At 52.4% G+C, this 1234-nt stretch carries 3 protein-coding genes; all 3 read left to right on the top strand.

What is annotated here, in order from left to right:
- A partial coding sequence (locus HWQ67_RS19075) for a TrbG/VirB9 family P-type conjugative transfer protein (RefSeq protein WP_218254278.1) occupies positions 1 to 576 on the top strand: 576 nt, incomplete at its 5' end.
- The gene (locus HWQ67_RS19080; RefSeq protein ID WP_218254279.1) at positions 573 to 788 is read left to right on the top strand and encodes a hypothetical protein; all 216 of its coding nucleotides are present in this window, start codon (positions 573 to 575) and stop codon (positions 786 to 788) included. The genes HWQ67_RS19075 and HWQ67_RS19080, both read left to right, overlap by 4 nt.
- The gene (locus HWQ67_RS19085) at positions 785 to 1042 is read left to right on the top strand and encodes a hypothetical protein (protein ID WP_218254280.1); all 258 of its coding nucleotides are present in this window, start codon (positions 785 to 787) and stop codon (positions 1040 to 1042) included. The genes HWQ67_RS19080 and HWQ67_RS19085 overlap by 4 nt, the downstream gene beginning before the upstream one ends.
- The last annotated feature ends 192 nt before the right edge of the window (positions 1043 to 1234 follow it).

Here is a 1234-nt window from a genome sequence, read left to right on the forward strand (position 1 = left end):
GTTGGCGCTAAGTGGCTCTCTACCATAGGCGCAGGCGGTAGCATAGCCAGGGTAACCCCCGCCAGGGGCGGTATAATCACTCTTAACGCGGCCACAGGGACGACCACGCACCTATCCCAGGACAACATATTGCAAGTAACCATGCAGGACGCATGGAGGCTCTATTCAAGGTGGCAGGTAGCCGAAACCGTAACGACCTCTGGCATTGTAGGGATAGGCGATACTTCCCTTGTGAACCCCACGGACGGGGTTGCTTGGGTCGTCGATACCGCCGTAGGGGTCAATTACTACCTCAGGGGCACACGTGCAGGGGCTGTTACGAACAAAGACAGTACCATAGCGGTAGATACCTCTTTCCATGTATTCGAGCTTGTATCCACAGCAGCAGGCGTAGTAACGGGCTACATCGATGGCACAGCGCGTGGAGGCGGTCTAACGGCTGCCCAATGCCCCGTTGTAACCATAGATATGCAGCCCGTCATCAATTCCACGCCCTTGGCAGCCCCGGACGCTAACCTGTCAATCGATGTGTACAAGCTCGTATTGAGCAGGAACACAGGAGTGGGTCCGATATGAAGGAATACATATACACACCGGACTTGAAGGCTACCAAGAAGCACACGGACAAGGGAGCCCCAAAGCCTGAGGAGATACTGGTGTATCCCATATTGGACAAGGACGGGAAGCACCTCTTTGACCTCTTTGATGACGATGACGAAACAATCATCGAGAAGGACCAAAAGGTGGGAAAGCCCGATATCTGGTACAAAGTGGAAGTGAAAAGATGACCCTAACAGACAAGCTGTCAACGTCTATAAGCTGTGCTGCTTCCGTGATCGTTGTATACGTGGTCTACGTCCTTGGGAGCCTTTACGCCAACGGTGTAATGCCCGATGGGGTCCTATTCGCTTCAATGGTAGGCGTTATAGCGACAATCTTCGGGATTAAGCTAGGTAAGACCATAGTGGAGGCTAAAGCCCCTACAATCGAAGAAAAAGGCCCTTCCGTGCCCTTTGAGAAGGATATCATGGAGGAAGAATGAACCTAGTCTTAACCCCCCGTCATTGGTACTACTTGGGGGGGTTCGTTACAATCCAAGCATTTATAGGGTTCACGGCCCTATATCTGCATCAAATAGGAGTGATATAGATGTCATATCAAGGCCAGGGTTCGCAGGGAGGCTATTCCGGAGGCTCAGGGAGCGGTTCTGAACAGGGAGGCTCTGGGCCTTATA

This window comes from Candidatus Magnetobacterium casense (assembly GCF_019173545.1).
Classification (GTDB): domain Bacteria; phylum Nitrospirota; class Thermodesulfovibrionia; order Thermodesulfovibrionales; family Magnetobacteriaceae; genus Magnetobacterium; species Magnetobacterium cryptolimnobacter.

Coding starts and splice junctions, on each gene's coding strand:
- HWQ67_RS19080 (WP_218254279.1), top strand. CDS start 573: ATGAAGGAATACATATACACACCGGACTTGAAGGCTACCAAGAAGCAC.
- HWQ67_RS19085 (WP_218254280.1), top strand. CDS start 785: ATGACCCTAACAGACAAGCTGTCAACGTCTATAAGCTGTGCTGCTTCC.